Origin of the sequence: Paraburkholderia domus (genome assembly GCF_905220705.1) — a bacterium.
GTDB lineage: Bacteria > Pseudomonadota > Gammaproteobacteria > Burkholderiales > Burkholderiaceae > Paraburkholderia > Paraburkholderia domus.
The window spans coordinates 241,414-257,438 of sequence record NZ_CAJNAT010000008.1 but is presented as its reverse complement, the minus strand read 5'-3'; the positions used below and the strand labels follow the sequence as shown (position 1 = coordinate 257,438).

General features: G+C 61.8%; 15 protein-coding genes and 2 pseudogenes. 11 read left to right on the top strand and 6 right to left on the bottom strand.

Features of this window, described 5'->3' with window-relative positions; translation table 11 throughout:
* The first annotated feature begins 7 nt into the window (after positions 1-7).
* Entirely contained in the window at positions 8-1,546 is a 1,539-nt protein-coding gene (locus KHO31_RS17375; RefSeq protein WP_236071285.1) for an efflux transporter outer membrane subunit, read from the top strand.
* A 75-nt stretch (positions 1,547-1,621) separates the two neighbouring features.
* Positions 1,622-2,785, top strand: a complete 1,164-nt coding sequence (locus KHO31_RS17370; RefSeq protein WP_236060839.1) for an HlyD family secretion protein — start codon at positions 1,622-1,624, stop codon at positions 2,783-2,785.
* A gap of 31 nt (positions 2,786-2,816) precedes the next feature.
* Here KHO31_RS17370 and KHO31_RS17365 read toward each other — a convergent pair whose 3' ends face one another.
* The 3 genes from KHO31_RS17365 to KHO31_RS17355 all read right to left on the bottom strand — a co-directional run bounded on the left by KHO31_RS17365 (position 2,817) and on the right by KHO31_RS17355 (position 5,514).
* Entirely contained in the window at positions 2,817-3,359 is a 543-nt protein-coding gene (locus KHO31_RS17365; protein WP_201075713.1) for a hypothetical protein, read from the bottom strand.
* Between the two features lie 95 nt (positions 3,360-3,454).
* Positions 3,455-4,102: a response regulator gene (locus KHO31_RS17360; RefSeq protein WP_201075714.1), complete on the bottom strand. Its 648-nt coding sequence runs from the start codon at positions 4,100-4,102 to the stop codon at positions 3,455-3,457.
* 2 nt (positions 4,103-4,104) lie between these two features.
* Positions 4,105-5,514 carry a cache domain-containing protein gene (locus tag KHO31_RS17355; protein WP_201075717.1) on the bottom strand — a complete coding sequence of 470 codons (1,410 nt, stop codon included), beginning with the start codon at positions 5,512-5,514 and terminating at the stop codon, positions 4,105-4,107.
* A gap of 284 nt (positions 5,515-5,798) precedes the next feature.
* Between KHO31_RS17355 and KHO31_RS17350 the strand changes: the two genes are divergently transcribed.
* A complete protein-coding gene (locus KHO31_RS17350) occupies positions 5,799-5,996 on the top strand; it encodes a DUF3311 domain-containing protein (protein WP_093634922.1) in 198 nt (65 codons plus the stop codon).
* A complete protein-coding gene (gene mctP, locus KHO31_RS17345) occupies positions 5,993-7,474 on the top strand; it encodes a monocarboxylate uptake permease MctP (RefSeq protein WP_201075718.1) in 1,482 nt (493 codons plus the stop codon). The genes KHO31_RS17350 and mctP overlap by 4 nt, the downstream gene beginning before the upstream one ends.
* Before the next feature lie 352 nt (positions 7,475-7,826).
* Here mctP and KHO31_RS17340 read toward each other — a convergent pair whose 3' ends face one another.
* Positions 7,827-8,510: a Pr6Pr family membrane protein gene (locus KHO31_RS17340; RefSeq protein ID WP_201075720.1), complete on the bottom strand. Its 684-nt coding sequence runs from the start codon at positions 8,508-8,510 to the stop codon at positions 7,827-7,829.
* Between the two features lie 99 nt (positions 8,511-8,609).
* Positions 8,610-9,143, bottom strand: a pseudogene (locus KHO31_RS17335) (OmpA family protein); the annotation flags it as partial.
* A 320-nt stretch (positions 9,144-9,463) separates the two neighbouring features.
* On the opposite strand from KHO31_RS17335, the gene KHO31_RS17330 reads away from it, so the two are divergent.
* On the top strand, positions 9,464-10,477 hold the full coding sequence (locus KHO31_RS17330) for a hypothetical protein (protein ID WP_201075722.1): 1,014 nt from the start codon (positions 9,464-9,466) through the stop codon (positions 10,475-10,477).
* A gap of 72 nt (positions 10,478-10,549) precedes the next feature.
* Entirely contained in the window at positions 10,550-11,962 is a 1,413-nt protein-coding gene (locus KHO31_RS17325) for a DUF2252 domain-containing protein (RefSeq protein WP_201075724.1), read from the top strand.
* Between the two features lie 84 nt (positions 11,963-12,046).
* On the opposite strand, the gene KHO31_RS17320 is transcribed toward KHO31_RS17325, so the two are convergent.
* On the bottom strand, positions 12,047-12,904 hold the full coding sequence (locus KHO31_RS17320; protein WP_201075726.1) for a polysaccharide deacetylase family protein: 858 nt from the start codon (positions 12,902-12,904) through the stop codon (positions 12,047-12,049).
* A gap of 144 nt (positions 12,905-13,048) precedes the next feature.
* Here KHO31_RS17320 and KHO31_RS17315 point away from each other — a divergent pair.
* From KHO31_RS17315 to KHO31_RS17295, 5 genes and pseudogenes are all read left to right on the top strand, one after another.
* Positions 13,049-13,171 (top strand): annotated as a pseudogene (locus tag KHO31_RS17315) (3-oxoacyl-ACP reductase); the annotation flags it as partial.
* A 152-nt stretch (positions 13,172-13,323) separates the two neighbouring features.
* On the top strand, positions 13,324-13,536 hold the full coding sequence (locus tag KHO31_RS17310; protein ID WP_201075728.1) for an oxidoreductase-like domain-containing protein: 213 nt from the start codon (positions 13,324-13,326) through the stop codon (positions 13,534-13,536).
* A 49-nt stretch (positions 13,537-13,585) separates the two neighbouring features.
* Positions 13,586-14,455 (top strand): NAD-dependent protein deacetylase, encoded by an 870-nt coding sequence (locus tag KHO31_RS17305; RefSeq protein WP_201108129.1) that lies wholly within the window; start codon positions 13,586-13,588, stop codon positions 14,453-14,455.
* 103 nt (positions 14,456-14,558) lie between these two features.
* Positions 14,559-15,164: a pyridoxamine 5'-phosphate oxidase family protein gene (locus KHO31_RS17300; RefSeq protein WP_201075730.1), complete on the top strand. Its 606-nt coding sequence runs from the start codon at positions 14,559-14,561 to the stop codon at positions 15,162-15,164.
* 12 nt (positions 15,165-15,176) lie between these two features.
* The gene (locus tag KHO31_RS17295) at positions 15,177-15,818 is read left to right on the top strand and encodes a DUF938 domain-containing protein (protein WP_201075731.1); all 642 of its coding nucleotides are present in this window, start codon (positions 15,177-15,179) and stop codon (positions 15,816-15,818) included.
* Positions 15,819-16,025 lie beyond the last annotated feature (207 nt).

Sequence of the window (16,025 nt, the reverse complement as noted above, 5' to 3'; positions counted from 1 at the left end):
GCAACCTATGCGATTTCCCATGCCGCGCGCCTTGATGCTGCCTTCGCTGCTGATTGCAGCGGCGCTGACGGGTTGCGTGAGCGATTCGGGTCTGCACGCAAACGTCAAGCCGATCAAACCCTCCGCCGATGCACTTCTCCAGACCATCGGACCAGGCGCCAACGGCGCATGGCCCACGCCCGACTGGGTCAAGCGCTACCGCGATCCGCAACTGGATGAACTGACCGCCGAGGCGTTACAGAACAATCCCGACCTGCAGATCGCCAAGGCGAGGGTGGGCGCCGCGCAGGCGCAGCTCGAACAGTTTGCTTCACTCACCGGCCTCACCGGCACAGCGGGCGCGACGGTTAGCAAGGCCCGTTTGCCGCAACCGGACGACGTGGCCAACGTATCCGTCGGCGGCCAGCAGATTCCGGTGCAGTTGTTCAATGATCCGGTGGTCTCGCCGGCTGCGTTGTTCGCAGGCTTGAGCTACCAGCTCGACTTGTGGGGCAAGAATGCCGCGCTGACGGGCAGCCTGCTGTCCACGCGCGATGCAGCGCGAATCGATGCGGAGCAGGCGCGGCTCACGTTGACGGTCGCGCTCGTGACGCTTTATTGCGAGCTCGACCGCGCCTTTGCGATGCAGGACATTCTGCTGCAAAAGCAACAGGCCGCGGAGAGCGTCGATGCGGTGTTGCGGGAGCGCGGTGCACGCGGCCTCGATAACGCGTACGACGCCGCCGACGCCGCACTCAAGCGAAGCCGTCTCGCTTCGCAGCAGGCGCTCAACGATGAACGCATCAAGTTGACCGAGTTGCAGATCGGCGTGCTGACGGGGCGCGGCGCGGAGCGAGGTTTATCGCTGCATCGTCCACAACTGGCTGCGGCTGCCGATGCACCGATGCCCGCGCAACTGCCGGTCGATCTGCTGGGCCGCCGGCCCGACATCGTGGCGGCGCGTTTGCGGGCCGAAGCGGCGCTCGCCAGCATCGACGCCACGCGGGCGCAGTTCTATCCCGACGTGAACCTGGTCGCCTTTGCCGGGCTGACAGCATTGACGCCCGCTGCGCTGTTCTCGCGTGCTGCGATGGCCGGCTCGGTAGGGCCGGCGATCTCCTTGCCGATTTTCGACCGGACCCGGTTGCGCGCGCAACTCGGAGGCGACTACGCCAATGTCGACGCCGCGGTGAGCCTCTACAACAAAACCGTCGACGAGGCGCTCGGCGAGGTCGCGCGCCAGCTGACTTCCTTGCGCACGGTCGACACGCTTGCTACCGAGCAGACTCGTGCGGTGGACGCAGCCTCACGCATCGTCGCGATCGCCGAGGAGCGGCATCGGCGCGGTATCGGCATGCAGAAGGACGTGACCTTGGCTGACCTTTCCTTGCTCGACGAACGCGCGCAGCAGGTCGATTTGCAGGGCCGCCGCCGAATGCTGCAGGTCGCGCTGGTCGGCGCGCTCGGTGGCGGCTTCGACGTACACAAGGTGGCCGGCGTACCGATTTCTCACTATCAAACCACCTTTCCCTCTCACGCACGCATCACGGACACGCACTTCGATTGAATGCACAACGATAAACAGGCACAGCATGCCGCCGGCTGGATCGAGGGGCAGGCAAATGCGGCAAACGCGGCGGGCATGACGAACGACGCGTACGATTCGAAACGGGCAGCGCGGCGGCGCCGTTTTGCCCTTTTCTTCGGCGTGGTGGCGCTCGCCGGCGTGGCGTGGCTGACGTACTGGGGTTTGAGCGCGCGCTTCTACGAAGAGACCGACGACGCCTACGTGGCGGGCAACATCGTGCAGATCGCCGCGCAGATACCCGGCACGGTCACCGATATCCTGGTGGACAACACGCGACAGGTACGCTCGGGCCAGCCGCTTGTCAAACTCGACGATGCCGAAGCGGCCGCCGCGTTCGCGCAGGCCAAAGCGCAACTGACACTCGCCGTGCGCCAGGTGGCGAACGCGACGATCTCTCGCAAGCTCTACGTGCAATCAATCGACGCGCGCCGCGCCGAACTCGCGTTGGCGCAGCGTGCGCTGGCGGCGCGTGATCATGCATCGGTCGAAGTCGTGTCGCCGGAAGAATTGGCGCGTGCCCGCGAAGCTGTAGCAGTCGCGCAAGCGAACCTCGCCTCAGCGCAAGTGCAACTCGACGCCGCCCGTGCGCTCGGCGGAAAATTTCCGGTCGAAGCCAGCCCGCCGGTTCTGCAAGCCGCCGCGCAATTGCGGCTCGCTTATCGGAATCTGCAGCGCACCACCGTCGTTTCTCCCGTCGACGGCACGGTCGGGCAGCGTTCGGTGCAGATCGGCCAGCAGGTCGGACCCGGGCTGGCACTCATGTCGATCATTCCGCTCGAGCGTCTGTGGGTCGAGGCGAACTTCAAGGAAGGCCAGATTCGCAGCATGCGCGTGGGGCAGCCGGTGCGCATCGTGTCGGATGTATACGGCTCACAAGTGGTGTATCGCGGCCGTGTGGAAGGCTTTTCGGCGGGCACAGGCAGTGCGTTTTCGATGCTGCCTTCGCAGAACGCAGCCGGTAACTGGATCAAGGTCGTCCAGCGCGTGCCGATCGTGATTTCGCTCGACCCGGCCGAACTCGCGGTGCATCCGTTGCGGCTGGGCCTGTCGATGCAGGTGTCGGTGGATACGCATGTGCGCAGCGGTCAACTGATCGGCAACGATACGCCGGCCGCGACGCAAAGCACCCGCGTTCACGATAACGTCTCGCGCGATGCGGATGCGCTGATCGCACAAATCATTCGGGACAATAGTGACCGTGGCGGTGCTGCTGATTAGATTAGCGGTTGGCGCCGCTGAGATACTGTTGCTAGTTGCCCGGATCGATCACAGGTTTGTCCGGATCTGCCAGCGTTTTATAGGGTGGCGATGCTGCGTGCGGGTTGGTTGTGGTGTCGTCGATCACGCGATCGACGTCCGCGGTTTTCGCGAGTTCCGCGAGGAACGTCTGTTTGTCGAAACCGGGCGCGACGCAGCCTTGCACATAGATGAAGCGGCGTTGCAGGGTGAGCCACAGCGTCGACTGTTCGCGCCAGTGGGTGGCGTAGTTGATATTGGTGAGACGCCGTTGGACAGCGTCGGCGATTTCTGCATCGTAAAGGTACGCGTTCGACAGCCGACAACGGCCCTCCACCCAGCAGCTATTGCCGCGCTCGATCCGGTAATGACTGTCGTCGAGCCATTCCTGCTCGGTCTCGAGGGGGCCTAAAGGCACGGGGCATTCGCTGATTGCCTTGGATATCTGAAAGAACGGGTCGTGGCCGCGATTGACGCGTTGCGCTTCGGCGTGGGCGTGCGTTGCCGCCACGCAGAGCAGCAAGCTGACCAGACGCTGTTGGATCAGGCGTTTCATCGTCTTTGGCTCCGGGAGGTTGAGCGGGGAGAGACGGATCGACGGTTTTGATTCTCGACTACGTAATGGAGATCATGCCGCGGTGGCTCATGACCTCACTGGCCCTTACGACGATTCTCGACAGCGAACTTGATCAACTCGGCCTGACCTTCGATATCGAGCTTGCGTTTCAGATTCAGCCGATGCGTCTCTACGGTGCGCACCGATAGCTCGTTGCGTTGAGCGATCTGCTTGCTCGAGAGACCTTCCGCGAGCGCATCGAGAATATCGCGCTCGCGTGGCGTGAGCCGCTCAATAGGCGATTGCATCGCCGATGCCTGAATCAGGCGCGCGCCCAGCCCCGCGCTGAAAAACGTCCTGCCTTCCAGTACCGCGCCGATTGCCTGGATGATTTCAGTGGCGGGCGAGTCCTTGAGCACGTAACCGCTGGCTCCGGCGCGCACTGCCTGGGTCACGTACTCGAGGTTGTCATGCATGGACAGCATCAGCACGCGTATCGCCGGGAATCGCTCATGGAACAGACTGGCCAGCGCGATGCCGTTCATGCCGTTCATGCCGACGTCCATCAGCACCAGATGAGGTTCCTGGCTGGCGGCGAGATCGAGCGCTTCCTGCGCATTGCCCGCTTCACCGACGATTTCGATGTTGCGCACGGCTTCGAGCCGGGCGCGCAAACCGTCGCGCACAAGCGGGTGGTCGTCGATCAGAATCAAACGTGCAATGGCGAAGGATGTTTCGTTCATGGTCAGATTTCCTGCAAGGCCGGCGATCGAGGCGCAGCCGCTACCACCGGCACGCGCGCGGTAACGATCGTATGACCGGCTTGCGAGCTGAGCGACAGCTTGCCGCCCAGTGCGTCCAGCCGTTCGCGCATATTGCGCAGACCCACGCCCGCGCGTGGACTGACGAGTGCGTGCGCGACGTCGAAACCGCGCCCGTTGTCCGAGATCGTCAGCGTGACGGCATCGTTTGATATTTCCAGCGCCAGTGCCGCGCTGGACGCGTGGGCGTGCCGCACGATATTGGTGAGCGCTTCCTGGGCGATACGGAACAGCACCGTGTTTACCGCTTCCGTCAAAGACGCCGCATGGGTGTGTGCGATCTGCGTGAAACCGATCTGGATGCCCGACTCGTCGCTCAACTCACGTGTGAGTTGCTCCAGTGCGGCCGCCACCCCGAGGACATCGAGCATCGAAGGCCGCAGTGCGTGGGAAATGCGGCGCACCTCACGCAAGGTATCGCCGATGCGCGCCACGCTGGTCGATAGCGCGGCTTCCGCTGCAGGCACACGCACGTCGCTGCGTTCGAAACGCGCCAACGCCGATTCGAGCAGCAGCTTCACGGAGACCATCATCTGACTGATGCCGTCGTGCAATTCACGCGACAGACGCGCGCGTTCGTTTTCCTGCGAGTCGACCACCTGTTGCGCGAGCCGCTTCAGTTTTGCATCGGCGCTGCGGTATTCGGTAACGTTGAGCACCAGCGCACACAATGCGATCACGGCGAGTCCGGCGAGCGCGATGGCATCGATCCATTGCATCGTGCGGTCGATGTTGGCCGCCGCGCCCTGATCGATATGCGCTAGCGTGGCGTCGACATCGTCGAGGTAGATACCGGTGCCGATCATCCAGCCCCAGCGCTCGAGCGGCACCACATAGCCGAGTTTCGACGCGAGCTTGCCCGTCGACGGACGCTGCCACACGTAACGCACATAACCACCGCCGCGCGAGGCCGCGGCGAGCAGCTGCTGGATCGTCGGCGTGCCTTGCGGATCGCGCAGCGCCCATAGATCACGTCCGACGAGATCGGGCTCGCGCGGATGCATCAGCGAACGGCCGTGCATGTCGTAGACGAAGAAGTAGCCGTCCTTGCCGAAATCCATTTTCTGGAGGACGTCGAGTGCGCGGGTGCGCAGCATCGCATCGTCGCGCGCGTTGTCGCCGCCGGCGTTGTAGAGCGGGGCGATCGCCGTGGTCGCGAGCTCGACGTAGTGTTTGAGTTCGATTTCCTTGCTGGCCATGTACGCGGCCTGGGTGGTCGCATGCTGCGTTTCGGCGAGCGCCGTGGCTTCCTGGCGCACGCCGATTTCAATGCTGGCGATGGCCGCCAGAAAGGGCACGATGGCCAGCAGGACAATCTTTGCTTTGAGTTTCATCGTTGAAAGGGCGGCCGACGGGCTACGTGGTATTACGTAGCCGGCTTACGTAGTTGCGCGCTTGTGAGGACGCTCACGAAAGCGAATACTACATCCCCACGACGTACCGTGCCTCACGGCGTGCGTTGTTGCGGTGCGCATTGGTGGGGTGTTCACGCCGGCCCTGCATTTGTCGCACAAAAAGCAAACTCTGGTTTTGCCGTCTAATATCAGGTAACCGGTTTTCCGCGTACCCGGCCACAAGTCATGGCGCGCGGTTTCAATAATAGACTCAGGAGAAGTTTGTGGAGACCTCCCAATCCGCCGGCCGTTCATGGCTATGGCTTATCTTGCTGATCCCGTACATCGCGTTGCTGTGGTTGCCGTTTTATAACGACACGCGTCCCTCGTTCGCCGGCTTTCCGTTTTTCTACTGGTATCAGTTCTTGTGGGTTCCGTTGACCTCGCTACTGATTTACGTTGTGTACCGAGGTGTCAAATGAGCGACGTGAATCCTGTGAACCCGGTCGCGATGACCGTCTTTATCGCCTTTTTTGTTCTTGTCACGGTGATTGGTTTCTTTGCCGCGCGTTGGAAGCGGGGCGACCTGACGCAATTGCACGAGTGGGGCCTGGGCGGTCGCCAGTTCGGCACGGTGATTTCGTGGTTCCTCGTGGGCGGCGACTTCTACACCGCCTATACCGTGATCGCGGTGCCCGCGCTGGTGTATTCGGTGGGTGCGTATGGCTTTTTTGCGCTGCCGTACACGATCATCGTCTATCCGTTCGTGTTCGCGGTGATGCCGAAGCTGTGGAAGATCGCCCAAGCGAAGAATCACATCACGGCCGCCGACTACGTGCAAGGGGAATACGGCGGCAAGTGGTTCCCCGCTGCGGTCGCGATCACGGGCATTGTTGCGACGATGCCGTATATCGCGCTGCAGCTGGTGGGTATGCAAGTGGTGATCAAGGGGCTCGGCGTGACCGGCGAAATGCCGCTGATCGTCGCCTTCGTGATTCTTGCGCTGTACACGTATGCAAGCGGCTTACGGGCGCCGGCGATGATCGCGTTCGTCAAGGACATCATGATCTACATCGTCGTGATCGCGGCGGTCTGGCTGATTCCGGCGAAGCTCGGCGGCTACGCGCATGTGTTCGATGCCGCCGATACGTATTTCAAGGCCAAGGGCGGCGCAACGGGGATCATTCTGAAGCCCGCGCAGTTTACCGCTTATGCGTCGCTTGCTTTGGGCTCGGCATTGGCGGCGTTCATGTACCCGCATACGATGACGGCGGTGTTGTCGTCCGCGTCGGCGAACACCGTGCGCAAGAATGCGATTTTTCTGCCGGCGTATACGCTGTTGCTGGGGTTGATTGCGTTGCTCGGTTATATGGCGATTGCGGCCGGCGTGCATGTGAAGTCGGCGTCCGATATGGTGCCTGCGCTGTTCAACACGCTGTTCCCGTCGTGGTTCGTCGGCTTTGCGGCCGCGGCCATTGCAATCAGCGCGTTGGTGCCCGCTGCGATCATGTCGATTGGCGCGGCTAATCTGTTCACGCGGAATTTGTGGCGTCCACTTGTCTCGCCGAATATTACGCCTGAGGCGGAGGCTTCTACCGCGAAGATCGTTTCGCTGGTTGTGAAGTTCGGCGCGCTGTTGTTTATCGTGTTCTTGCCTACGCAGTATGCGATCGATTTGCAGTTGCTGGGCGGGGTCTGGATTTTGCAGATTTTCCCGGCTATTGTGTTTTCTTTGTACACGCGGCGGCTGAATACGCCGGGGTTGTTCCTTGGGTGGCTTGTGGGGATTGTCCTCGGGACCGGGTTGGCTATTTCGCAAGGGCTTAAGCCGGTGTTTGCTTTGCATATCGGTGATGCGACTTATCCGCTTTATATTGGACTGATCGCGTTGGCGGCTAATGTTGTGGTTAGTTTTGTTGTGTCGGTTTTGTCGCCGCGGAGGGTTGTGGCAGCTGTTTGAAGTTGGGGTGTTTGGCTGGCGCTGTTGGGGGGGGTATTCGGCGGCGCTGGCCTTTCCTTGAATTGGTAGTGGTCTATTAGTGTTGCCCCTGTGCGGGGCGGCACTTACTTTCTTTGCCGCCGCAAAGAAAGATAAGCAAAGAAAGCGGCTCAACCCGCCAATTCTTAAGCGGGTCCCCCGCGCAGTTGCGGTAGTGGTGCATCTGGAATCCGTGCTCTCGCACATTCCGCCCCGGTGACAAGGCAGTCATACTTCCGGCGGCGCTGCGCGCGCCGATGAGTGCTTCATAAAACCATGGGTTGTTCAGTGCCTATGTCTGTGACGTGCGATGGCTAGCCGGCGGCGTACTTTTTTAGCGTCTACGCCGAAAATTAATTCCCACGAACACGGCCATCAACATCACGAAGCCGCCGAACAACAGGGCAGAATTGACGACAACATGCCTGACCCCAAGCACGTCAACGTTGATGAAGGGATAGGGATAAAAATCCGACAAACTTCCGCGCCAGAAGGTAACGGCGAGATAGGCGACGGGGTAGACCAGCCATAGCAAACAATGCCGCAATCGCAGGTGAAATCGCGGTACGAATAGCACCCAGTACAGCGCCGCGAGCATGGGCAAAACGCTGTGCATCGATTCATTGAGCAGCAGCCGATAGGCGGCAGGCGACCATAACCCGCGCAGAAGAAGGTTATAGGCGATCCCCACAAAAACCATGTAGACAACGACCGCGGTCACGACGGTAGGCTGCCGGAAAAAACGCACGATCGCCGAACTGCGCCCGCGTAGCGCCACGCACGTAAAACAGACCGCGCAGGCCAATACCGTCAAATTGGTGAGGTAGCTGCTCATCCGCGCAATCCCATCGAGCACGCTGAGCCCGCGGGCAAGCGTGTGGTCAATGGTCAGCTCGGCTTGTGCAACAAGGGAAATCCACGCGAGGACGGCAATGATCGCCGCCAGCGTCACGGAAGATACGCTGGGCGTATGGAGCGGAAGCTCGGGCTCGTGTTGTCGAGGAGGGGCAGGGCGCATGCAGACGATTCTATACACACCGTATTCGCTTTGCACCAGGCACCATCACTCGCGCGAATCGAGGCCGATCTGAATTCAACCTCTGCCCGATACAAAACGCTATGGCCTGCTACGCGAAACGCTAACCGGCTGCAAACGCCCAATGACCTCGGGAATCGCCGAACTCGGCGGCGAAGTCTCATCAATCGCGGTGCGGCCGCCGTCATGGAAGAATGCAAGTTCGGCAGCTTTATTCAGCACGAGGATGCTGATGCGCCGATTGGTCGGTTCGTCAGCGATATTGCTGTTCAGCGGCAACACATCGGCGAGCCCGCGCACCTGCAGCAGCTTTTCGCCGTGCATGCCGCCAGTTACCAATGCGCGGCGTGCGGCGTTGGCTCGGTCTGAGGACAACTCCCAGTTCGAATAGCCCTCGGGTCCGGCCGTGTAAGGCACCGCGTCGGTGTGGCCGGCAATCGATATGCGGTTTTCCACATCGTTAAGCGCAGCGCCAATTTGCGTCAGGATCGTCACGGCGTACGGCTGCAACTTCGAACTGCCGGACGGAAACATCGGCCGGTTTTGCGAATCGACGATCTCGATGCGCAAGCCTTCATTGGTGATCGAAATGCGAATCTGATTCTTGAATGCCCTTTTCTCTGAAGTGCAAGTGCACGTGGAAAATAAAATATTCACCAACTGGTTAGTCCATCAAATCGAATTCCGGTAATTTTGTCCTCATAGTGGCCAATCGTTGCGCCTGCAACCAAACGCGGATATTCGCGGACAAGATGATTGAGGACGGCGCGGCGCGGACGGTTTATCCAAAATGCATGGCGTAGCATTTTTACCGGGCGGTCTGCTAGCATTGCAAACAATTTGTAACGAAGCCGGTCCCGGCGCTCAAAGCCGCCACGCGGCTTCTCGTCGGATCACGAATGCCGGCAGTGACCCATCCGGAGATGCAAAAAAGCATGCGGAATCTGAATTCTGCCGCGAACCTTAAGCTGGCAATCAAAGCGGCTTCCTGCGTTGCCGGTCTCGGACTCATGTTCGCGTCCAACGCGGCCCATGCTCAGGAGTTTTCTCTTTTCGGCGGTGGCTCGCGCGCGGGCAACACGAACACCTACACGTGGGCATTCAATTATCAGGAAGGACTCGGGCAATACTTTGCCACGAGCTTCACGTGGCTCAATGAAGGGCACATTCCTGATCATCATCGCGACGGCCAGATGATTCAGCTATGGGGCCGTATTCCCGTGGGGAACCCGCAGTTCGTCTTGCAGGCGGGCGTCGGCCCGTACCGTTACTTCGACACCACCACGGCCGTGCAAGGCGGAAGCTATTCGGACACCCACGGCTGGGGTGTCGTGTATAGCGTGCGCGCGGCGTACTACGCGTCGAGCCGCTGGATCACGCAACTGCAGTTGAATCGCGTGCATGTGCAACGCGGGCCGGATGCGACAAGCGTGATGTTCGGTATTGGCTATCAGCTCGATGCCCCGGGCACCCCCGGTCCGCGCGACTGGGCGAGCGGCAGTACGCACAACGTCACCAACAACGAGGTCGCGGTGTACCTCGGCGAAACCATCATCAATTCGACCAGTTCGCCGACTGCGCTAGGCGGCGCGATTGAGTACCGGCGCGGTCTGGCGAAATATCTCGACGTGACGGTCGGCTATCTTCACGAAGGCAGCAGCAAGGCGGCGCGCCGCGACGGTTTCACGAGCCAATTGTGGGCGACCCGTGCGTTCTTCAATGATAAGGTCTCGCTGGGGCTCGGCGTCGGCGCCTACTACGCGATCAACGAAAACGAGAACAGCCTGACGCCGGGGCCGGGCGCCGGGAAGTTTTCCGGCCTTGTCACGATCGCCAGCTCGTATCGATTGACCGATCACTGGGATACGCGGATCGAATGGAACCGCGTCGTGACACGCTATGATCGCGATTCAGATGTGATTTTCGGCGGTGTGGGCTACCGTTGGTGATGGCTCACTGTGCCAGCAGAAGCAGTCTTCTATAACCGATAGTCAACAATCATACAAAAACCGGAGAGGCGCATGAAAGCCAGCACCATCGCCGAGCGGGAGGCCCGTGGCCGTGCCGCCCGTGAGCACTCGAAACGTTCGAGCCATCGTACGGTAGGCGAATTGCATCGCAACCCGATCGAGTTGCTTAAGCAAAGCAGCGAGGGGCGAGTCGAGAAGCTCGTGCCGCTGCGCTACGGGCGCATGTCTGTGTCGCCGTTCACCTTCTTTCGCGGTACCGCCATCATTCAGGCGCACGACCTGAGTCAGGTCGCCGACACCGGCCTCTCCATGCCGATTTGCGGCGACGGCCATCTGATGAATTTCGGCGGGTTCGCGACGCCTGAGCGTCAGCTCGTATTCGATCTGAACGACTTCGACGAAGTCGCGACGGGTCCTTTCGAATGGGACCTGAAACGCCTGACCGCGAGCCTCGTGGTCGCCGCGCGTCACATGCGCCTGAGCCGCGGCACGGCCGAGCATCTGGTGATGACAGCCGCCACCGAATACCGCGACCGCATGGCGCAATACGCGCAGTGTGGCGCGCTCGAACTCTGGTACGACCGCATCACCTTCGACCTGATGGCCGAAACGGCGTTGACACCGGAGCGCCGCCGCATCGTGCGCCGCGGCATGGAGAAGGCGGCGAATCGTACCCACGAAAGCCTGATGGAAAAAATGGCCGAACGCGACGGCGACCATTGGACGATCCGCGACGCGCCGCCGGCGCTGTTCCACGTGCTAGGCGCGAACACGCTGTTCACGCCGGAAGAAGCCGAAGCATTCAGAGGCGCCAATTGGCGCAAGATGCTCGAACGCATGTGGGGCGAGTACCTGAAGACGATGTCGCACGACCGGCGTGACCTGCTCAGTCATTTCACGGCACAGGACCTGGTGTTCAAGGTGGTGGGCGTCGGCAGCGTGGGGACACGTTGCCTCGTGATGTTGAACGTCGATCATATGGGCAAGCCGCTGTTCATCCAGATCAAGGAAGCGCGGCCGTCCGTGATCGCCCAGTACTACAAGTCGCCGCATGTCAAGCACGAGGGCGAACGCGTCGTGCAAGGGCAGCGTATGTTGCAAGCCACAAGCGATATCTTTCTCGGTTGGGCGAGCGGACCACTAGGGCGCCATTTCTACTTTCGGCAACTGCGTGACATGAAACTGTCGGCGAACATCGAGTTGTTCGACACGGACCTGCTGGAAGGTTATGCGAAGCTCTGCGGCTGGATCATGGCGCGGGCGCATGCCAAGGCGAGTGGCCAGGCGATCGAAGTCAGCGCGTATATCGGCCGTAGCGATCAGTTCGCGGAAGCACTCACCGGTTATGCCACCAGCTACGCGGACCAGGTGGAACGTGACTACGACGTGTTCCTGAAGGCTTGCCGCAGCGGCGAGCTCGAGGCACGCACGGACGAGGACATGGCGGCGGATTTCCGCGTGTAGCCGTGGTGTTTGCGTGGTGCTTGTACGGCGCCTGCGTGGCTCGCTGGGTGTCGGCGGCCGAGCCGCGCGGAAACAGCGCTCGTTTCAGTCGTCGACACGCGCTTCGCGCAGCGTAACGAAGCGCAAGTGCTGGCGGCGAGCCGCGTCGATCACGCGCGGCAGGACCGTGAGTATCAGCGGTTTGCCCTCTATTGTGAGCGCGGCATTGCCGTCGTGCAGCAGCAGAATGTCGCGTGGGGCAAGGCCGTTGAGCAGCCGATGCGCGACGACTAGCGGATCGCGCTCGCGCGTGTCGTAGCCGCGCCGTGTCCACGCCGCGAGCCGCAAATCGAGTTTGCGCAGCACGGGCTCGAGAAAAAGGTTGCGCAAGCCCGCCGGGGCGCGGAAGAACATTGGTCGTTCGCCGCTCAAGGTCTCGAAGGTCCGTTGCGCAGCCTCGATTTCGCGCGTGAGTGCGCCCGGAAACGTGACTGAAAACGTGTGCACGTGAATCTGCGAATGGTTTTCCAGCGCATGGCCGCGCGCGACGATTTCGCGTGTGAGCTCGGGGTAGCGTTGTGCGTTCGCACCGATGCAAAAGAAGGTCGCGCGCACATCGAAGGCGTCGAGCAGATCGAGCACTTGCGGTGTGACGACCGGGTCGGGACCGTCGTCGATGGTCAGCGCGATCGCGTCTGCGTTGCGCCCGTCAGCGGGCAGCCGCGTCCAGTTCGGGCCCAGCAGCGAGGTGCGCGGCAGCAGGCCGGCCACGGTGAAAATAGCGTGATTCACGAAGATCGCGGCCAGCCACCACGGCCACGCGGCGGGCGCCAGCAGCCATCCGCCCAGCACGAAAACGTGCCATGCGGCGGTGGCGGTGAGCATCGCGGGATAGCCGGTGCGCGGCCAGCGGCGCTGCGGCGAGATCTCACCGCCTTGCGGCGGCGTGAAGAGTTCGTTCATAAAGCGTGCTTCCTGTCTCCCTTCCTCCGTCCTGGGAAGGCCTTGAATCGCGCGCGTGGCGCGCAACGGCAAACGATACCATTGATGCGCAGTTCGACGCTGTTGCGGACGGTAACCAGAAGTAATGAAAGCACGCTGAAAGACGAGTTGATGGATGTGCAGCACGTTGCCGACGCCGTGCTGCAGATGGCGGAGTTGCCGCTGTCGGCGAATGTGCAGCTCATGACCATCATGGCGAGCAAGATGCCGTTCGTCGGCAGGGGCTGAGCGCGGCGCTGGCCGTTCGTGCCGTGAGCGGGTTGAAGGGACGGGCCAGAGGCGACAGTTGATGTCGCGGGTTGATGTCGACCCGCCGCCGCACGCATCGCGGAAGATCAACTTATACTGAGCGCTTCCCGCCTTCCGGAAATCGATTCGCCGTGCCCCGAGCCACACCCAAGGACGACCCGCAGCCGGTGCCGCCCGTGCAGCCCGATCTCGACGATTGTTGTCATAGCGGCTGCAATCCGTGTGTCTTCGATCTCTACGATGAAGCGCTCGAACGCTATCAGTTAGCGCTCGCCGAGTGGCAAGCGCGGCAGACGGCGCAGAAGGCGCACGTGCGACCGAGCAAACCACGCACGCGCCGCTGAGCGGCGTTCAGGTTTCACGCCAAGGCCGCAGCCATACCCTGTCCCCGCCATGACCGACCTTCAGCCTGCGCACATCGAACCCTTCAACGAATCGCACACGCTGGACGACCTGCATACCTTCGTGCAGCGCTATCCGCGTTTGTTCGTGCTGACCGGCGCGGGGATCAGCACCGACTCCGGCATTCCTGGCTATCGCGACGACAACGGCGAATGGAAGCGTTCGCCGCCGATCACGCTGCAGGAATTTCTCGGCACGACCGCGATGCGCCAGCGTTATTGGGCACGCAGCATGGTCGGCTGGCCGGTGGTGGCCGACGCGCAGCCGAATGCCGCGCATACCGCATTGGCCCGCCTCGAGACCGCAGGTCATGTGCCGACGCTCGTCACGCAGAACGTGGACGGTTTGCACCAACGGGCGGGCAGCCGCGAAGTGATCGAACTGCATGGCGGCATCGACGGTGTGACGTGTCTGGACTGCGGGATGCAGCATTCGCGCGCGTCGATCCAGCGGACGCTCGAAGCCGACAATCCCGCGTTGCTGAACGTCACCGCCGAAACCGCCGCCGACGGCGACGCACATCTGGAGTGGCACGATCTCGAAGCTTTCCGCATTCCGGCGTGCACGAACTGCGGTGGTTTGTTAAAGCCCTCGGTGGTGTTCTTCGGCGAAAGCGTGCCGCGCGAGCGTGTCGAAGCGGCTTCGCATGCGCTGGACGCGGCCGACGCGGTGCTGGTGGTCGGCTCGTCGCTGATGGTCTATTCGGGCTACCGCTTCTGCGTGTGGGCGCAGAAGCAGGGTAAGCCGATTGTCGCGATCAATCTGGGGCGCACGCGCGCCGATGCGCTGCTGTCGCTGAAAATCGCCGCGCCCTGTGCTGACGCGCTGACCGCGCTGGCAGGTCGTCTGGCGCTCGACTGAGCGGGCCGCCAGGGTCGCGCGCGGCTCGCGTAAATCGCCGATAATCTCATTCCCACGCAGCACAGCTCTCACGAAAAGCAACCGTCCCGCCAAAGGAACGCCGATGTTGACGACGATCGAACAGCTCGAAGCAATCTACGGTCAGCCCCACGAACGCGCAGTGCGCAAAGAGATTCCCTACGTCAACGAAGACTATCGCGCATTCATCGAAGTCGCGCCCTTCGTCGTACTCGCCACCGCCGGTCCCGAAGGCCTCGACTGTTCGCCGCGCGGCGACGCGCCGGGTTTCGTGCGCGTGATCGACGAGCGCACGCTCGCGCTGCCGGACCGCATCGGCAACAATCGCATCGACAGTCTGCGCAATATCATCGCCGAGCCGCATCTGGCGCTACTGTTCATCATTCCGGGTGTCGGCGAAAGTTTACGCGTGAACGGCCGCGGGCGCATTTCCAACGATCCGGAATGGCTGGACAGTTTCGCCGTCGAAGGTAAACTGCCGCGCACCGTGCTTTTGATCGACGTCGACACGGTGTACTTTCATTGCTCGAAGGCGCTGGCTCGCTCGAAACTGTGGGACCCGGCGCATCATGTCGAACGTTCGCGTCTGCCGAGTGCGGGCGAGATCCATCGGCGCATCAACGGCGCGAGTTTCGATGCCGTGACCTATGACCGTGAACTCGCCGAACGCGTGCGCACTACCCTGTATTGAACCAAGGTGAACATGACTGATTCCCATCCGGCGCTGCGGCAACACTCGCCGTCTGCCGAACGCAATCGCGAACCGATCCTCGCTGTATTGCGTGAAGTGCTGCCGGCCGCCGGCCGCGTGCTGGAAATCGCGAGCGGCACGGGTCAGCACGCTATCTGCTTCGCCGGCGCGTTGCCTGGGCTCGACTGGCAAACGAGCGATCTCGATGCGGATGCGCGTGCGTCGATTGCCGCATGGATCGCGCATAAGGGGCTGACGAACGTGCGCGCACCGCTCGCCCTGGATGTGCATCAGCCGGATTGGGGTGTGAATCCACTCGATAAGCTCGACGCCGTGGTCTGTATCAACATGATTCACATCTCGCCGTGGAGCGCGACGCAGGCACTGTTCGCCGGCGCGAGCCGCCACTTGGCCGTTGGCGGTGTACTGTATCTGTACGGTCCATACAAACGCGGCGGCGCGCAAACCTCGCCGAGCAACGATGCCTTCGATCAACAATTGCGCAGCCGCGACCTCGCGTGGGGCGTGCGCGATATGGAAGCCGTGGTAGCGTTGGGCGCATCGGTCGGACTCGTGTGCGACGAGCCTATCGCGATGCCGGCCAACAATTTCAGTCTCGTTTTCAGGAAACGCCCGGACGCGGCGCAGGTCTGACAGACGTTCGGTTGCCTGCGGTGCCTGTGTGGCGTCGTGCGGTGCGTCATAAAGCGCTTCGGCAAGTGCTGCATAAAGTGTCTCGTGAGGCCCGTACGCAGTGGAAAGCCCCGTTCGTTGAGTGCCCATAAGTGCAAATGAGCGCCAGCGAGCGGCAAGCCGGCATTTCTTTTATCCTTTCACCCTCGACGTCCCGCCGACGTTCCT